Source organism: Blastococcus mobilis, from assembly GCF_900188025.1.
GTDB classification, from domain to species: Bacteria; Actinomycetota; Actinomycetes; order Mycobacteriales; family Geodermatophilaceae; genus Blastococcus_B; species Blastococcus_B mobilis.
On record NZ_FZNO01000075.1, the window covers coordinates 1 to 1,540 of the forward strand.

1 pseudogene is annotated in these 1,540 nt (G+C 68.1%); it reads right to left on the bottom strand.

The annotated features are described in order from the left end of the window. Positions 1–133 precede the first annotated feature (133 nt). Positions 134–316, bottom strand: a pseudogene (locus tag CHB94_RS24295) (IS630 family transposase); the annotation flags it as partial. Between the last annotated feature and the right edge of the window lie 1,224 nt (positions 317–1,540).

Consider the following 1,540-nt stretch of genomic DNA (forward strand, 5'->3'; position numbering starts at 1 on the left):
GAACTGTCACACCCGTCATGCACGATGGGGAGGTCGTCGCAGCCTGACGCACAACGGGCCGCCACCGAAGTTCTACGGAACTCGGGACAACCTCCGTGGATGCGTGGCCTTGGCGATGACGGTGTCGGGGGTCCTTGGTCCAGGTGAACGGCGCGCAACGGTCGTTCCAGGCGTCGATGAAGCGGCCGATGGCGGCGATCAGGTCGGCGACGGTGGGGAAGTTGCCGCGGCGCAGCGCCTGCCGGGTGATGATCGAGAAGAACACCTCGATCAGGTTCGACCACGAGCCCGAGGTCGGGGTGAAGTGCAGCTGCACGGAACTTCCCTCACGGTTCGACCCGCCCGCCTCCCGGATCTGCACAGATCAGCGTCCAAGCGCGATAGGCCGGCGTCGATATGCACCGTCTGCCCATGCCGCTTCGGGTTAACGACCGCCACCGTGTCAACGTTCGCCAGCTCGGCGCGCTGCCCCCGTGACCCGCGGGGTGTCCCGGCGCCCGAACTGGCGCGCGCAGGGAGATACCGCGGGCGCTGCGACAGGAGACGACGATGCGCCGGGCCTCGATGCGGATGACCGTGCCGGCGTAGCAGCGCGGCCGGCGGAAGTCGCCGCTGACCTCGATGCAGACGGTGTCACCAGGGACCAGGCCCGCGAGCCGCTCGGCGGTGAGGCGGTTCTCCGCGGCCGCGGTTACCTCCCTCCGGCTGTGGATCCAGCCCGGGGGGAAGCCGCGGCGGGGTCACACGCTACGCGTGACGGCGCTGAAGGCGGCCTTAGAGACATTTGCGCCTCCTGCTTGTGGGTGGTTCACTGCCCCCGCGCCGCGAGTTCACCACGTATCCGCAGCCCAGCGACTATCCCCAGCCCCGCGGCGCTGACCATTGGCCGGCCAGGCAGGGCACCCAGCCGGAGACAAGCGTCCGCGCGTTGTCTTCTGGAGGGGACCTTGACCGACACGTCCGTTGCCAACCGACGCTTCCGTTGGACCCACGCATCCGTTGCCGTGGTCGCCGTCGCGGGGGTCGGCGTCGTCGTGATTTGGCGGCTGAACCCCGACGAGTTCAAGTTGCACGTCCCGGGCCTCGTACTACTCGAGGCGTCGCGTCGGCCACCCCAGGGGTAAGGCCACCGCTCGGATCCACTGGATTAGGCTCGCCCGCCGTGCCTAGTCCAGTGGGTCCGCGTCCTCGACGAGCAGTTGTTCTATCCGCCGCGCGGGGTCGAGATCGAACAGAACGGCGCCTGGTGGCTCGGCACACAGTTCGCCGGGCGGCGCTGTGACGATGACCGCGGGGGGATGGCCGACGCCTCCCGTAAGACGGCGAGGCGGGTTGTGGAGACGCTTTACGAAGACATCGGAGGGCGCTGATGGCTAAGCCCGGATACACCGCCTGACGTGGTGAGCAGCGGCGTGCCCTGAAGATCAAATGCCCTCCGACCAGGGACGATGCGATTGCTGAGGTCGCACGTTCCACGAGTCGAGAGGGCATCTGACGGATGCGAGCATCGCACGATCTGTCCCGGGTGCGGGTGAGGTTC